This window comes from Polycladomyces zharkentensis, from assembly GCF_016938855.1.
Lineage (GTDB): Bacteria > Bacillota > Bacilli > Thermoactinomycetales > JIR-001 > Polycladomyces > Polycladomyces zharkentensis.
This window is the reverse complement of sequence record NZ_JAFHAP010000008.1, coordinates 258,434-273,995: the sequence shown is the minus strand read 5'-3', so window position 1 is coordinate 273,995 and position 15,562 is coordinate 258,434. Positions and strand designations below refer to the sequence as shown.

Below are 15,562 nucleotides of genomic sequence, written 5' to 3'. Positions count from 1 at the left end.
AAATGGAGAGGTGAACCATGAACCAAATGACAACCAGAAGCGGAGAACTCTCCACGGAATTGCGGGAAGTATTGGAAAAAGCAAGAGATTACACGCAACAATCAAAGGCTTCCAACACCAAAAAAAGTTACCGTGCAGACTGGAATGATTTCACCGCTTGGTGCGAAGAAAGGGGATTGTCTCCACTGCCCGCCGATCCGCAAACAGTGGCGTTGTATTTGAGCGATCTGGCGGACCGGCGTAAGACTTCCACACTGCAGCGAAGATTATCTGCCATTTCGCAAGCGCATCAAGCCGCCGGTTACGATACGCCGACCAGCAGCTACATCGTGCGTACGGTATGGGCAGGGATTCGGCGAACCAAGGGGACTTATCAGGAAGGAAAGGATCCGATTCTGGTCGATGATCTGAGACGGATGGTGGCCGAATTGCCGACGGATACATTGACGGGTAAACGGGACCGGGCACTTCTGTTGGTTGGATTTGCCGGAGGCTTTCGTCGCTCCGAGCTGATCTCCATTGACCGCGAGGATATTCAAATCGTGCCGCGCGGCATGATCATCCTGTTGCGCCGCTCCAAAACGGACCAGGAGGGAAGAGGGGAGAAAGTGGGAATCCCCCGCGGTTCTCACCCGGACACCTGTCCCATTCGGGCGTTGGAAGAATGGTTGCGCGCATCCGGTATACGGACAGGACCCGTTTTTCGCCCCATCAATCGTCACGGCCAAATACGAAATAGACGTCTCACTGATCGTTCCGTGGCATTGATCGTCAAAAAGGCGGCAGAATTGGCAGGGTTGGATCCCCAACGTTTTTCCGGCCACAGCTTGCGCGCCGGTATGGCCACATCAGCAGCGATGGCCGGCAAGGATGAACGGACGATCATGAAGCAGACGCGGCACAAGTCGGTCAACATGGTGCGCAGGTACATACGCGACGGGGAATTGTTCAGCGAGAATGCCGTTGCGGATATCGGGTTGTGATCGCGAAGGCACCTGATTACAGGTGCCTTTTACAGGCTTACCAATCCATTAAAAAATATGATGATTCCCTATTGACAAATCTATTATTCTATTTTAATATGGGAACATACATACGGATGAGGCTTGTCTAGCCATCTTGTGCGGCGTACCGCCGCATGTGCCGTGATGACGAACACTCATCACCCGGCTCCGCGCGACTTAGCAGGCCCCAAGCCAATATGATGGGTGCTTAATTCCACCTAAGACGGCATGCCGAAGAATGAAGCACCCATCATATTGGCGGGCCTGTACAGTGGCGTAGCCAGCTCCATAGCATGAATAGTAGACGAAGTCTCATCCCGGCCTGACCTTTCCATCCAAGGTCGGGCTTTTTTTTTAGAAAAGGAGGTATGTGCATTGGAGGAGGAAAAACAGAGCCGCGAAAAAAGCATCGCGCGGCGAGAGTACGACAATCACGAGGCTTGGTGGCGGAATGCGGAGCCGAGGAGCCCGCTTCCTCCGGATTTGGAGACATTGTTGGAAAAAGAAGATCCGCAATTTTTGGATGAGATGAAAAAATTCGCTCTGGCGTTTACTGTCTCACTGTACGTTTGGAACCAAGAGCAACAACGTCATGAAAAGCATGAACTTTACTCGGTGAAAAACAAAGATGACGGATCATGGTTATGGACGTTGTACACAAAAAAGGAGCCATTGGCCAGACAAGCATTGAAACAGCTGATCGGCCTGGTGGACCGTCAAGAATTGGATGATCTCATCCAATCCTGGAGATCCACTTTTCAGGGATACAGTTGGCTTCATGGTGGCTACCAACTCTATTATGAGGGGAATGTTTCCTTCATCCCCTTCACCGAAACTTTCTATCGTTATGTCAAAGGAATCTACAAGCTTGCGGAACAGCGGAGAGATGCGGAAATCTGGGGTGTGTTGGCCCATCGGTTTGATGCGGACAAACGGTTTCATCATTGGATGGAATTGGAGGAACACCTTAGTCGAACCATCTACAGTTCCAAAACCCACCATTATCTGCGTCGGCGCAGTTGGCGAACGTTGCGTCAGCTTGGGGAAGAGGGGAACGCAGCCGATTATGTGGCAATGGCAACCGCGGCCTTGTTGAGCTATACCGATCGTGACGGAAGGATTCGCTGGTTAAACGTCGCCAACTCTACCACACCGGTACGCCATACGGACTTTACCCACTTGTGGCTGTTCAATCATCTGCTTCACCGCAACAGTTCCCGTTATTCTTATCACGGCAACCAGACATGGAAATTTCACGGCCGGCCGGGAGAGATCGTACTGGAACGGGAAGAGGCGTATCCCCATCTTTGGGACCAACATCCGTCGGCGTTGTGGCGGTTGTTTCAGGAGGGAAAAGCGGGGCCCGTCATCTGGTTTGCCGCCCGTGCGCTGGGATTGGCCCATCGGGAGTATCTCCGACAGCACAGGAATGAGTTGAAAGCCCTTTTGCAATCGGATCGGAAAACCCATCTGGCAGGGGCCGCTTGGATGCTGTTGCAATTGTCGACCCACCCTGATCTGGATACCCCCGACCTGGATTGCTGGTTGCGCTGTTCTTTTCACCAGGAAGCATCGGTTCGGGAAATCGCTTTTGCTTTTATCGGCTATCATCAGGATCGTTGGACAACCTCTCAAATCCGTCACCTCTTCCAACGATTCATTCATGTGGTGCAGGACACGGAATTGGATGCCGCTGTGATGACGGATTGGATCGAAGGCATCCGCCGGTATTTTACGGCAGCCATCCCACAAGTGGTAAGCCTGGATCTGATCAAGGAAATGGCGTCCCGCAATCATCCGTTGCTCAACGAGTTCAGTGCGATTCTGCTGCAATACATCGATTGGGACAACCAGCCCATGACCGGACAGGACCTGCTGCCGTTCCTGCAAAACGAACACCCCCCATTGCGGCAAACCGCCCGTCGGGTGTTGTTGAGCCGCTTTACGCAATTGCAGTTGGAAGCGGCATTCCTCGCCGATTTCGCGTCCATCCCCGGGGAGGATCACCAGGTGTTCGCCACGCAGTTTTTCGCTGATCGGATGCTGTGGCTGGTACCGCATCTCCCGGAGTTGATCCGGCGGTTGTGGAGCCGGATGTTGCAATCGGATCAACCCGAGGAGGTACGGGCCTATATCCGGGAGGATCTGTTGGGTGGACTGTTTTTCGAGGAAATGGCACAAACGCCGCTGGAGAAAGTACTGCACCTGCTCCATCACCACCAGACGGAATATCAGGAGCTGGGCGCCCGTTTGCTGCAACTGATCCAGCCACAACCGAAGGACCTCACCCAGCAACAGCTGGTTCGCTTGGCGCACAGCCCGGTCGCCTTGGCTCGGGAGGAAGCCCGCCGTCTGCTTTTGCGGCAAATCAACGAGGTGCCGGATGAACTGTTGGTTCACTTGGCGGAGACGGAGTGGGATGATACGCGGAATTGGACTCTGGCTTATTTGGAAACCAGATCTTCAGCGGAGATTACGCCTGATCTCATTTATGGACTGTTGGACACGGCACGGGCGGACATCCAAACGTTTGCCATGAAACTGATCCGCATTCATGAGAAACGGTTGGAGCCCACAGAGCTGCTGGTGCGGGCGGGCCAACACCCCGACCTTCGTGTGCAGGAGTTTGCATTGGAGCTGGCGCAGCAAGTGGAGTGGACGCCGGAGTTGCTGAACAAAATGGAGCTCTTTTTCCGCACCGTTCTCTTCCGCGTTCACGGCGGGCGCAAAGCCAAAAACATGGCGTTGGCACTGTTGACGCGCCTGGGAGAAACCAGTCCGGAATTGGCCAAAGGTGTGGTCTCCATCCTGAGTGATGTGGCGCGAAATATCGGTACCCGTGATTTTGAACGAATCCTCGCGGCGCTGACGCGGATTCAGATGTGGTATCCTGATATTTCCACACCATTGGCTGTCCATTAACAGTGAGGAGGGGATTCCGTGTTATTTCAACAAACCTACGCCAAGCCCAGCGGGATCAGTCACATGGGCGGTCAGACGATGATCGACTTCGCTCCGGATTTGGGCCGGGAACCCACCTATTTTCAAGGAAAGATTGCAGACCCGATCCGATATCGCGATGCGATGATCGCCCTGCGGGATGTAGTGGTTTCTGATCTCAAGTACAAACCGCGGGATCACAGTGCGTACCAAGCCTGGGTGCAGGAACAGTACCTGTTGGACATCGCGGAAGTTTTGGAAAAGAAATCGGCGATCGGGGAAGAAATCAAGCGGATTCAAGCACGGTTGAAGGAGTTGAATGAACGGCGGAATCAACGGATGGGTCCTTTCTTCGTCAACGATATTTCGACTGGCTGTACAAAAACAGTCCCGATGCGTGGTTTGTGCTGGACCCTGTGATTACCGTCGCACCCGATCAGGTATTTTTCGAAGCCTTTTCGTTGGACGAGTCTTCTTACGGACGCTTGGCGGTTCATTCCGAGCTGTTTGACGATGTGAAGGACTTTCAATATGGAACAACCAACATCGACTTTTCCGATCATTTGTTGGATGAGATCAAGCGTATCCGCACGTACCGGCCCACCACCTTTCAGATTGACCCGTCCGGGTTTGAGGTGGCCACTGCCGGAAGAGAAGTATACAAGGAGAAAAAGATCGATGTGCCGGTCAGTTGGATTCGCGGCTTCCTGCAAGTTCAATCGGCAATGAATCTGCCCACGGTCACCTTCGACGTCCGTCCAATCGATCTGTACAACCTGTGTACGTTCCTCCGCAGACACAAGGAACGTCACAGCCCCCGTTCTCTTCGCTACATACTGCGACCCGGGCAACCCGTCAAGGTGGTGATCGAACCTTGGAACGAAGTGATGACCTTTGCCGATTCAGTCTATACGGGAACCGAAGCCCAGGAAATCCGCACTTGGGGACGGCGACGCCTGGCATTGTTGGAGCGACTGTTGCCTCTCAGCAAAAAAGTGACCGTTCACTTGTTGGGAACGGGAATGCCCAGCTTCTACATTGCCGACCTCGGCACTCTGAGCTTCACCCTGGGGCTGTCGGGATGGACGCGAAACGATTGGGCCGGAGCGGCCAACTTCGATTTGATGGTGGGAACGGGCGACACGGCTACGCCGCGGCAAAGCGCATTGGTCTTTTCGCAGCTGAAGTTGAAAAAGAAAGCGACCGTCAGCGAATTGGCCAGCCGTACCCACTTGGATGAAAAAATCGTACTGGCAGCGCTGCGGCAATTGTGCAGTGCCGGACGGGTGATGTTTGATCTCGAGATCGGTCAGTATCGGTTGCGGGAGTTGACCCGGGACCCACTGCCGCTCGAAGAGCTGCAGTACGCCAACCCGCGGGAAGCGGAAGCCGAGAAGTGGGTGAAAGAAGGGCGCATCACCATCCAAGCCAGCATCCCCACCGGAAACGGCGGTGTGGAGATCAAAGGGATCGCTGACGGCAGCCGTCGGATGGAACCGCGTGTGGTATTGGACGCTGACGGTCGTATTCAGCAGGCGTCATGCGATTGCTGGTTTTATAAGCAAAATCGTCTCATGCAGGGACCCTGTGAACACATGATCGCATTGTTGTCTTTGTATCGTCAACAGTGAGACGGGAGGGGAGACTATTGGCGGAAGGTGAAAATCGTCCGCTCACGCGGGAAGAATGGATCGCCCGGGTTCGTGAAGAAGGGCGGGAAGAGACGATTCGCAGTGAAATGATCCGGCTGGGCTTTTGGTCCAACGATTCCCTGCCGGAGGAAGAACGGCGACAACAAGCCTTGGAAGACGAGGAATATCGCCGCTTGCGCCAAAAATTGGCGGAGTTGCAACGAGAGAGTGCCAAACTGGAGAATATTGATCAGTTGCTCAAAGAGGCGCGCCGCAAACGGATCGAAGAGAGCAAGAAAAAGCGGGCCGAACGAAAAGAACGACGGGAACGGGAGCGGGCCGAAGCGAAAAAACGGTGGGAATCCTACCGGCAACATCACATCGTCCATGCGGGTGTGGGAGTTTCCGGCGGATTGCAGGAAACGGAGTGGGACGAAGAGAAGCTCCGCCAACACCAACTTCCGCTCATCCGTACAGCGGAAGAATTGGCAGAAGCCATGGGCATCACGCTCAGCAGGCTCAAATGGCTCACCTATCATCGTCAGACTGCCACCGTATGCCATTATTACCGTTTTACCATTCCGAAGAAAAGCGGCGGCCGGCGAGAGATCTCTTCTCCGAAAAAAGCATTGCGCGAGGCGCAATCATGGATAAAGGAACAGATCCTGGATCGGATTCCGCCCCATCCGGCGGCTTGCGGTTTTGTTCCCGGAAAGAGTACGTTGGATCATGCGCGGCAACATCTGAGGCAGCACGTCGTGGTCAAGATGGATCTTAAAGACTTTTTCCCCAGTATCACCTTTTACCGGGTCAAAGGATTGTTTCAATCCTTCGGCTACAGCGAGCTGATCAGCACCTTGCTGGCACTGCTTTGTACGGAACCGCCCCGAAAAGAAGTCACCTTCGACGGTAAAGTGTACCATGTGGCGATCGGGGAACGGCAGCTTCCGCAAGGGGCTTGTACCAGTCCGGCCATCACCAATTTGATCTGTCGCTCCTTGGATCGGCGGTTGGAAGGGTTGGCCAAGGCAAAAGGATTCCGTTATTCGCGCTATGCCGATGATCTCGCCTTCAGCGGGGGAATTGACGGCGAACAACAGATCGGCTCTCTGTTGAATATGGCCCGGCGTATCATTCGGGATGAGCGTTTCGAGGTACAGGAAGAGAAAACGCGAGTGATGCGATCATCCAACCGGCAAAAGATTACGGGGATTGTGGTGAATGAAAAGTTGAATCTCCGTCGCCGGGAATTGAGAGCCTTTCGAGCGTTGCTGCACAGTGTGGAGAAAAATGGATTGGCTCAAGAGAACAGACACCATCATCCTGATTTTTGGGGCTATATCAAAGGAATGGCCAACTATATCCGGATGGTGCGTCCCGACTGGGAAGCGCGGTTGGCTAAACAGTTGGTACGGATTGGAAAGAAACACGAACTGCCAGTGCCCAAGTGGTGTCAACAAGCCGTCGTGAAGGGATGATGGATATATGGAAAGCATGAAGAACACTCCAAGCGGGGGTGCTCTTCTTTATCGTTTGATCATCAATTTTTTAACGTACGTTTAGAGGAAATCCAAGATTGATTCAGAAAGAGGAGGGTAAAGTCCAACAAGATGAGGGAGGAGCAAAGTGGTGAAACGCGTGCGGATGGTTCTTTGCGTACTGTTATTTTCAGCCATACTGTCATTTGCCCCAAGTCCTTCAACCGTGAAAGCGGCCAGCGACCTGGACCTGGCTTATCGATGGGCACCGGTCCATTTTCAGGACACGGATGATTCCGATGCGGATGCAGACTATCTGACTGCAGTTGATTATGACGGCGATTGGAACACACAAAACAACTGGGAGAACCAAGATGATGATTCGACTCGTCTGACGGGCACGGTTTATTACTCCGTCACCGAAACCGTCACACACTGGTATTTGGTATACAGCTTTTATCATCCGAGGGATTGGGTGGATTATCCCGACTTAGGGTTGGACAGCCACGAAAACGACATGGAAGGTGTATTGGTCATCGTACGGAAGGATGGCAGTACATATGGAAAACTGGAAGGTATGGTGACTGTGGCACACCTGGACTTCTACTCCTACATCCCGGCTGGAAGCCCCTTGACAAACGGACAAGAAAATATTGATGGCACAGTCAGGATGATCACCACTGACTACCCAAGACCTGCCACGTTCCAAGAAGCCAAAGGGCATGGAGTGAAGGCGTGGGACGGATCTGAGTTTCCCGGTGGAGACGGGGTGGTCTATTACCCCGACCGGTTCACGGGAGAAGTACCTTCCTCCGGCAATGACCGCAGCGTAAAGTATCGGTTGGTGGATACATTTGAAGCCAACGGATTGTGGAGCCACCGATACGATCCTCAGACGTTCGCTTCCTGGGGTACATTCCTCGGCGACAATGGAAAGGATAATGCTGCAAACACTGCCTGGGCTTGGGATGACCACGACGACGGCCCCGTCTATGCGGGAGAAATGGCAACCGATCCCGCCCATCTGACGGATGTGTATTTTGACGGTTTGGGGAATTTCAGCACAACCTATTTACGAAACGGGTATGTGCAATAACATGGGTACCCTATACTTGGTGCTGGACGAATGACCAAATCCCTCTAACTAGTGTGTAATTGGGAGCAAGGTGTTTTGGGAAGCTGTAAAAAGAAGAGAGAGATAATAGTTTGAAGTGACCTGAGGCTGACACTCGGGTCACTTTTTATTTTCTACGTAGGTAAGAGGAGATTTGCCTATCTCGAATATAACCTTCACTCACCGTTACAAAATATTTATTTTGTAACGGTTGGGGAACGGATCATTCCACTATCGAGCCAACCCATTTATAACACAGTAGGACTCGACTCTCCCAATAAACCTACCAGTTTTCGTCTTTCTCATATCCCCACCTCACCAACAAGGGCCCCACTTGTTTTTTCAAAACCGCCTTTTGCCGGTCATTCAATTCCGTTTTCCAGTCACCGATCGCCCCTCTCCGGTATGACCAAGATTCTTCTGATTTTACATTTTGCATCATCAAATGGATAACGTGGTTTTTTATATTTTCATTTATAGAATTGCCATATAAATAATCAAGAATTTTTCTGCAGGAATGTAACCGGGATTCTTGATCCCGAACCAGATCTTCATAACGGAGGGCAAGGATGCCGGGAACCTCCCGCCAGGGGAAAATAGGCCGGAACTCCTCGTAAACGCCGGGATAACGACATTGGGGATGTTGTACGCCTTCAATCACATGTGTGACCAGGTCCTCAAACCGACGGTTCAGATATCGATCATAAAAATGATATAACGGATGTGCATGATGCTTGTTAATAATGAAATGGGCCCAGGAAACCACGATGTCTCTGAAATCCCTGTAAACGAAAATCTGTCTGATTCCCAATTTCTGAAGAAACAGATGGATGTTCTCACTGTACATGACATGGCCGGCAGGTAATTCGTTCGGTAACATCGAGTGCAATTCATGTATGTTTTGAGTGTTTACAAACTTCGCGGTCCGAAGCCCCGGGATTCCCAAAACCAACTGTATCATTAAATTGGTTCCGCTCTTCGGCACGCTGTTGACCATGATTTTCTGTTGATTTCCGATCAGCATTTCTGATGCTCCTTTAACCCCGTTTTCTATATCTTATGAAAAAAACGACTCGTTGGCATAGATGTTTTGGAGAATATTATAAAAATGAATAGGTTCTCCCAGGTGTATTGATCACCCCGGCCCGCAACAGAGGGTGCGGCAACCGATGGCTAAACGGAGGAACTATTAGGATTTCGCAGTTCTTTTAAAGGCGGGAAAACCCGAATGGGATAGGCCGGCACTGTTACCCGAAGTTCACTTTGAGCCGAAGGGCGCGGATACACGGGGTCAATACGATGGTGATGTTATTCAGGATCTGGTCAACCTCTTCTAATGAACCACATTGGTATTGGTGACCAATCGATCTTCCGCTTGAAAAGTACGGAACAGATAATAAAGCAACAGCGGTTTCAGGGACCAACAACATTCGTTGAGTCTATATTTAAACAATCGTCTGTAAAAATCGGGATGTCCCAAATTTTTAGACAGAACGATATGGTCGAAGTATTTAACCCAGGCTTGCCTCGGGATTTTCTCTTCCACGATACAAACAGCCGTGATCGCATGGGGATGATGCCTTTTACTATTGGCCAATCACAATGTCCATGTGGATCCGGTTAAGCGTCGTGACAGTACAACAAATCATCCGGATACTCCTGTGATGAGGGTCAATTATCGCACCGTAGTTAACTGAGTTCGTCATTTTATCTTCAACGCATTACGTTCCACTTTCTCCTGTTCCTGTTGCCTGGTTTTCCACTGTTTCGACTTCAATTCCTTTTCCGACCCACTAGCTTTCTTTTTACCGCCGAAATCCCCTTTCTTTTTCGGGGAGGGTTTTCTTCGTGGCCAAGGAAGGTGCGGTTGGACATGGTATATGGATTTTGAATCAAGGCAAACCGTTCCGGATGGTTTCTGTATGCCAAACGCGCTCTCAAGTCGATCGGCTCCCCGCTCCGATAACAGTCATAGCTGCACGGCAACTTATGGGAAGGATTAAATCCGTGTTCCGTCAAGTCACGGCTATATTGATCGATAAGATGGTAGATTGGGTGACTTGGGTCGGGGTATATGTTTTTGTGAATTTTTTGATAATCCATCTTTCCAAACCGTGAAAAATGGTAAAAACGGAGAGGTTGACCATTTACCAGAATTTTACCGTTATTTGTACGATGAATCCTTCTGTAGTAACTGTTCCATACAGCCACGTTGTAACCGGGATGTTTTAAAATGTGAACATCAAAGAAAACAGGTGCATGATCCAACCACTTTTGATCTCCAAAAATTCCTTGTTTCACATCAAGATAACAGAACCGATTAAGTCTTCCGGCCCACCAATGAAGGAACCGATTGGATTCCCCGCTTCTTTTCAGGGCAACAAATCCGGAATTGTATAGGCCGGCCATGCCGAGCTGAAGTTCATCTTTCACCGAAGGATGCGTGATATGCGGGGTCAACACGATGGGGCTCTGGTCCAGGAGCGTTATTACCTCGTGGAAAGGGCCATATACTTTCGTATCGGTATCGAGATAAACAAATTTACTGTCCTCTGGAAAGGTGCGCAATACATATTGCAACATCCGTGGTTTGAGAGACCAAACTCCCTCATTGAGCTGGTATTTGAACATATGTCGATAAAAATCGGGATGGCCCAAGTCTTTGGCCAGCACGATATGGTCAAAATGTTTGAATCTCCGGGCTTGCATCGGGACTTTCTCTTCCACGATACAAACAGCCGTGATCGCATGGGGATGGTGCTCTTTTACTGATTTTGCCATCACCATGGCCGTGTGGATTCGGTTAAGCGTCGTGACGGTACAGAAAATCATCCGGATCACTCCTGTAACGAGAGATCAATCATCCACCGTAGTTAACTGAGTTCGTCATTTATCTCCGGCGCATTACGTTCCGCTCTCTCCGGTTCCTGTTACCCGGTTTTCCTCTGTTTCAATACCAATTCCTTTTCCGACTCACGACTTCCCTTTTACCACCGGGTTTCTTTTCTGTCCCACGGGCTTACCTTTTACCGCCGGGTTCCTTTTCTGTCCCACGGGCTTTCCTTTTACCGCCGGGTTCCTCTTTCTTTTCTGCAAGGGTTTTCGCTGTCCGTGCGAAGGTGCTTTCCCTTCGTGCCCGAGGAAGGTATGGTTGGACATGGTATATGGATTTTGGATCCGGGCAAACCGTGCCGGATGGTTTCTGAATGCCAAACGCGCTCTCAAGTCGATCGGCTCCCCACTCCGATAACAGTCATAGCTGCACGGCAACTTATGGGAAGGATTGTAACCGACTTCCGACAACTCACGGCTGTATTGGTTGACAAGAGTGTAAATCGGGTGCCGCGGGTCGGGGACCTCATTTTTAATTACTTCATGATATGGACTATAGGTATATCCGCAGAAGTGGTAAAAACGGAGAGGTTGATCATTTACCCGATATTGACCGTTTTTTGTGATATCAACATTTCTATAGTAAAGATTCCACCAAGCCACATTGTAACCGGGATGTTTCAAGATGTGGACCTCAAAGAAAATAGGTGCATGATCCAACCATTTTTGGTCTCCATGGAGTCCATTATCCCAATCCATAAAACATAACTGATCCAGTCTCTCTGCCCACCAATGGAGAAACCGATTGGTTTCCCCGCATCTTTTCAGGGCGAGAAAACCCGTATTATAGAGACCGAATTGAAATTGCATCAGTTCAAACTTCACCGAAGGTTGTGTAAAATGGGGGGTTAACACAATGGGGTTCTGGTCCAGGAGCGTTGTTACTTCGTGGAAAGGGCTGTATACTTTCGTATCGGTATCGAGATAAACAAATTTACTGTCCTCTGGAAAGGTGCGCAATAAATATTGAAACATCCTTGGTTTGAGTGACCAAACCCCCTCATTGAGCTGGTATTTGAACATGTGACGATAAAAATCGGGGTGACCCAAGTCTTTGGCCAGCACGATATGGTCAAAATGTTGAAAGTTTTGGGCTGCCAGGGGAACTTGCTCTTCTACGATACACACCGCCACTCTTGCATCGGGGTGGTGTTCTTTTGCAGAACGTGCCATCGCCATGGCCATGTGGATTCGGTTAAGCGTCGTGACGGTACAAAAAATCATATGATCACTCCTTGTGGATGTAACGAATCATGGAATCATGCTTATCTGGCCCACTGCTTTTTATTTTTGGTTGTTCCTGAGACTCTGCCTTCTTCTATCCAACCCTTTCCCCGCCGGCATCACCTTTCTTTTCCACGGGTTCACGTGAACAAGAAAAGTGCGGTTGGACATGGAGAAGGGATTTTGGATCCGGGCGAACCGTTCCGGGTGGTTTCTGAATGCCAAACGCGCTCTCAAGTCGATCGGCTCCCCGCTCCGATAACAGTCATAGCTGCACGGCAACGTACGGGAAGAATTAAATCCGAGTTCCAACAAATTACGCCTATATTGTTCGACAAGACGGCGTGTGTCGGGGTGCATGTCTTTGTATAACTGTGGATGATTGGGAAATCCACAAAAGTGGTAAAAACGGAGGGGTTGACCATTTACCGTAAATTCACCGTTTTGTGCGAGAGCAACCTTTCTGGAGTCACGATTCCACCAAGCCACGTTGTAACCGGGATGTTTCAAGATGTGAACCTCAAAGAAAATGGGTGCATGATCCAACCACTTTTGATCATAAAAGACTCTCTGTTTAACATCGTTATAACAAAAACGATCCAGTCTCTCTGCCCACCAATGGAGAAACCGCTTGGATTCCTCGTTTCTATTCAGGGCGAGAAAACCTGAATTGTACAGACCGGACATAAATATAAGAAGTTCATTTTTTACCGAAAGGTGTGTTAAATGGGGGGTTACTACAATGGGGCTCCTTTCCAGGGCTTCATTGACCTCGTGAAATGGACCGAACACTTTCGTATCGGTATCCAGATAGATCAATCGGTCGTTCGCTGGAAAGGCTTGCAGCAGGTAAAGAAGTAACCACGGTTTGAGGGAATAACAGCCTTCATTAAGTTGGTATTTGAACATATGTCGATAAAAATCGGGGTGGCCCAAGTCTTTGGCCAGTACGATATGATCAAAATGTTGAAAGTTTTGGGCAGCCAAGGGGACTTGCTCTTCTACGATACACACTGCCACTCTTGCATCGGGGTGGTGTTCTTTTGCAGAACGTGCCATCGCCATGGCCATGTGGATTCGGTTCAGCGTCGTGACGGTACAAAAGATCATCCGGATCACTCCTGTAATGAGGGATCAATATCGCACCGTAGTTAACTGATTTCGTCATTTTATCTTCGGTGCAATATGTTCCCTTTCTCCGGTTCCTATTGATCAGTCTTCTCCTGTTCCTGTTACCCGGTTTTCCTTTGTTTCGACACCAATTCCTCTTCCGACTCACGACTTTCTTTTTACCGCCGGGTTCCTTTTCCGACCCACTAGCTTTCTTTTTTTTACCGCCGGAATCTCCTTTCTTTTTCGGGGAGGGTTTTCAACATGACCAAGGAAGGTACGGTTGCACATAGCAAACGGATTTTGGATTTGGGCAAACCGTTCCGAGTGGTTTCTGAATGCCAAACGCGCTCTCATGTCGATCGGCTCCCCGCTCTGAAAATGGTCATAACTGCACGGCAACGTCCGGGAAGGATTGTAACCGACTTCCAACAACTCACGACTGTATTGATCGAAAAGATGGTAGATTGGGTGCCGCGGGTCGGGGTATATGTTTTTGTAAAATGTTTGATAAACCACCTTATCAAACCGTGAAAAATGGTAAAAACGGAGAGGTTGACCATTTACCAGAATTTTACCGTTATTTGTACGATGAATCCTTCTGTAGTAACTGTTCCATACAGCCACGTTGTAACCGGGATGTTTCAAAATGTGAATATCAAAGAAAACAGGTGCATGATCCAACCACTTTTGATCTCCACCAATTCCTCTTTTCACATCTACATAACATAACTGATCGAGTCTCTCGGCCCACCAATGGAGAAACCGATTGGTTTCCCCGCTTCTTTTTAAGGCGAGAAAACCTGAATTGTAGAGACCGGGCAAACTCATAGAACGTTCATGAAAAACCGAAGGTTGTGTGATATTAGGAGTCAGCACAATCGGTCTTTGATCCAGGAGCTTCGTAACCTCCTGGAACGGGTCGTATATTTTCGTATCGGTATCGAGATAAACAAATTTACTGTCCTCTGGAAAGGTACGCAACACATATTGAAGCAGTCGTGATTTGAGAGACCATACACCCTCGTGGACAGTGGATTTAAACATATGTCGATAAAAATCGGGGTGGCCCAAGTCTTTGGCCAACACGATATGGTCAAAATGTTGAAAGTTTTGGGCTGCCAAGGGAACTTGCTCTTCTACGATACACACCGCCACTCTTGCATCGGGGTGATGTGCTTTTGCAGAACGTGCCATCACCATGGCCATGTGGATCCGGTTAAGTGTCGTGACGGTACAAAAAATCATGAGCTTTCCCCTTTCCCATCACGGCAATTCTCTCTTTAAACGGTCGATATATTCTTCCACCGCTGTATTCCAATCCGGCAACAACCCAAATCCCTTTATTGACAAGTTTGCGTTTTTGATCATGACACAGCGAGGTGCAGGTGCTTTCCGTTTGAAAAAACCGGAATCCACCGGATGGATTTTATTGTTTAAACCAAAAGTCCTGACAATCTTTTTGACATATTCATATCGGGTGGCGCTGCCGCCGTTTGAGATGTGATAAACACCGTAATGATTCGTTTCCATCAATTCAATGATCTTGTGTGACAGATGGCGGGTATAGGTGGGGCATCCGTATTGATCTGAGGCACTGTGGATTTCGGGATGGTTCAGGGCTTCCCGGTACCTTTGGTATACAAAATTTCTTTTATGGTTCTTGTTGCCCCCGAACAGCCATCCGGGGCGAACGATAAAATAACGGTCACACCATTCTTTCGTTTTTTCTTCACCCAAATACTTGGATCTGGCATAGACGGTTTTCAACACCACCGGATCGCATTCGGTGTATTCTTTTATTTCATCCCCAAACAATGCACAAGTACTGATGTAAATCAATTTTGCCTTTATCTTTTGGGTATAATAGGCGATGTTTTCCGTGCCGTGTCCGTTTACTCTAAAAGCATGGGCTCGATTTTCTTCACAGTAATCCACATCCGACAGTGCAGCCGTGTGAAGGACATAATCGGGCCTGATTTGATTCATGACGTCGGATACAGCATTCCGATCCCTGATATCCAGCTTTTGTCTGTTAAGTCTTACAATCGTATAATCGGATTTTTCATTCAATACATCGGCAAAATCCGTCGCCAGCATTCCGTCGGCCCCTGTAATGAGCACTTTTTTTCCATTCATTTTCCATCCTCCCGATTTTATTCAATCGGT

At 49.5% G+C, this 15,562-nt stretch carries 12 protein-coding genes; 6 read left to right on the top strand and 6 right to left on the bottom strand.

The window, feature by feature from the left end; all coding sequences use genetic code 11:
* The first annotated feature begins 17 nt into the window (after window positions 1–17).
* The 6 genes from JQC72_RS08485 (at window position 18) to JQC72_RS08460 (ending at window position 8,149) form a co-directional block, all read left to right on the top strand.
* Window positions 18–983 carry a site-specific integrase gene (locus JQC72_RS08485; protein ID WP_302104613.1) on the top strand — a complete coding sequence of 322 codons (966 nt, stop codon included), beginning with the start codon at window positions 18–20 and terminating at the stop codon, window positions 981–983.
* Window positions 984–1,379: 396 nt separating this feature from the next.
* Window positions 1,380–3,926, top strand: a complete 2,547-nt coding sequence (locus JQC72_RS08480; RefSeq protein ID WP_205494749.1) for a hypothetical protein — start codon at window positions 1,380–1,382, stop codon at window positions 3,924–3,926.
* Window positions 3,927–3,944: 18 nt separating this feature from the next.
* Entirely contained in the window at window positions 3,945–4,364 is a 420-nt protein-coding gene (locus tag JQC72_RS08475) for a hypothetical protein (protein WP_205494748.1), read from the top strand.
* Window positions 4,349–5,575, top strand: coding sequence for an SWIM zinc finger family protein (locus tag JQC72_RS08470; RefSeq protein ID WP_205494746.1), 1,227 nt, complete (start codon window positions 4,349–4,351; stop codon window positions 5,573–5,575). The genes JQC72_RS08475 and JQC72_RS08470 overlap by 16 nt, the downstream gene beginning before the upstream one ends.
* A 17-nt stretch (window positions 5,576–5,592) precedes the next feature.
* Window positions 5,593–7,053: a reverse transcriptase family protein gene (locus tag JQC72_RS08465; protein ID WP_205494744.1), complete on the top strand. Its 1,461-nt coding sequence runs from the start codon at window positions 5,593–5,595 to the stop codon at window positions 7,051–7,053.
* A gap of 151 nt (window positions 7,054–7,204) precedes the next feature.
* Window positions 7,205–8,149, top strand: coding sequence for an NPP1 family protein (locus tag JQC72_RS08460; protein ID WP_335342417.1), 945 nt, complete (start codon window positions 7,205–7,207; stop codon window positions 8,147–8,149).
* Window positions 8,150–8,450: 301 nt separating this feature from the next.
* Here the strand turns inward: JQC72_RS08460 and JQC72_RS08455 are convergent, their stop codons facing one another.
* From JQC72_RS08455 to JQC72_RS08430, 6 genes are all read right to left on the bottom strand, one after another.
* Window positions 8,451–9,164 carry a sulfotransferase domain-containing protein gene (locus JQC72_RS08455; protein WP_302104713.1) on the bottom strand — a complete coding sequence of 238 codons (714 nt, stop codon included), beginning with the start codon at window positions 9,162–9,164 and terminating at the stop codon, window positions 8,451–8,453.
* 776 nt (window positions 9,165–9,940) lie between these two features.
* Complete coding sequence (locus tag JQC72_RS08450; protein ID WP_205494740.1) at window positions 9,941–10,954, bottom strand: hypothetical protein; 1,014 nt, start codon at window positions 10,952–10,954, stop codon at window positions 9,941–9,943.
* A 186-nt stretch (window positions 10,955–11,140) separates the two neighbouring features.
* Entirely contained in the window at window positions 11,141–12,283 is a 1,143-nt protein-coding gene (locus tag JQC72_RS08445; RefSeq protein WP_205494737.1) for a hypothetical protein, read from the bottom strand.
* Between the two features lie 60 nt (window positions 12,284–12,343).
* Window positions 12,344–13,393, bottom strand: a complete 1,050-nt coding sequence (locus JQC72_RS08440) for a hypothetical protein (protein ID WP_205494735.1) — start codon at window positions 13,391–13,393, stop codon at window positions 12,344–12,346.
* A 165-nt stretch (window positions 13,394–13,558) separates the two neighbouring features.
* The gene (locus JQC72_RS08435; RefSeq protein WP_205494733.1) at window positions 13,559–14,602 is read right to left on the bottom strand and encodes a glycosyltransferase family protein; all 1,044 of its coding nucleotides are present in this window, start codon (window positions 14,600–14,602) and stop codon (window positions 13,559–13,561) included.
* A gap of 57 nt (window positions 14,603–14,659) precedes the next feature.
* Window positions 14,660–15,532, bottom strand: coding sequence for an SDR family oxidoreductase (locus JQC72_RS08430; protein ID WP_205494731.1), 873 nt, complete (start codon window positions 15,530–15,532; stop codon window positions 14,660–14,662).
* Window positions 15,533–15,562: the final 30 nt, after the last annotated feature.

Coding starts and splice junctions, on each gene's coding strand:
- JQC72_RS08445 (WP_205494737.1), bottom strand. CDS start 12,283: ATGATTTTTTGTACCGTCACGACGCTTAACCGAATCCACATGGCCATG.
- JQC72_RS08485 (WP_302104613.1), top strand. CDS start 18: ATGAACCAAATGACAACCAGAAGCGGAGAACTCTCCACGGAATTGCGG.
- JQC72_RS08435 (WP_205494733.1), bottom strand. CDS start 14,602: ATGGCCATGGTGATGGCACGTTCTGCAAAAGCACATCACCCCGATGCA.
- JQC72_RS08440 (WP_205494735.1), bottom strand. CDS start 13,393: ATGATCTTTTGTACCGTCACGACGCTGAACCGAATCCACATGGCCATG.
- JQC72_RS08450 (WP_205494740.1), bottom strand. CDS start 10,954: ATGGTGATGGCAAAATCAGTAAAAGAGCACCATCCCCATGCGATCACG.
- JQC72_RS08455 (WP_302104713.1), bottom strand. CDS start 9,164: ATGGTCAACAGCGTGCCGAAGAGCGGAACCAATTTAATGATACAGTTG.
- JQC72_RS08430 (WP_205494731.1), bottom strand. CDS start 15,532: ATGAATGGAAAAAAAGTGCTCATTACAGGGGCCGACGGAATGCTGGCG.